The following is a 358-nucleotide window of genomic DNA, read 5'->3' as shown; positions in this document are numbered from 1 at the left end:
TATCTTCAAGGCCATCCCGATTTTGTGGAACTGCGATCTTCGAGGCGGGTTCGGTCCCCACTGAATTGGAGGACTGAACATGACCGTGACCTATCCCCATGACCGGCCCCTGCCCCATGACACGCACATGGAAGAGGCCCGCCCCGAGCCCTATGTGCCGGTTTACGCCCGCACCCGCGGTTCGACCCGCGGCCGCAAGGGCGGCGTGAAGACCTGGATGATCCTGGCGCCGATCGGCGTTCTGGTTCTCGGCGGCGGCGCATTGGCCCTGGCGATGGGGCAGGGCGACGAGGTCGCGCCCGCCCCGCTGGTCGAACCCGCCGCCACGGGCCCGGTTCTGCCGGCCCAGCCGCTGGTG

At 68.4% G+C, this 358-nt stretch carries 1 protein-coding gene; it reads left to right on the top strand.

The window, feature by feature from the left end:
* Positions 1-79: 79 nt before the first annotated feature.
* On the top strand, positions 80-358 hold a 279-nt coding region (locus tag RDU12_RS12530; RefSeq protein ID WP_308684901.1), incomplete at its 3' end, for a hypothetical protein.

It is taken from the genome of Brevundimonas sp., from assembly GCF_031082345.1.
Classification (GTDB): domain Bacteria; phylum Pseudomonadota; class Alphaproteobacteria; order Caulobacterales; family Caulobacteraceae; genus Brevundimonas.
The sequence above is the reverse complement of the archived record's forward strand: the minus strand, read 5'-3'. Positions and strand labels throughout refer to the sequence as shown.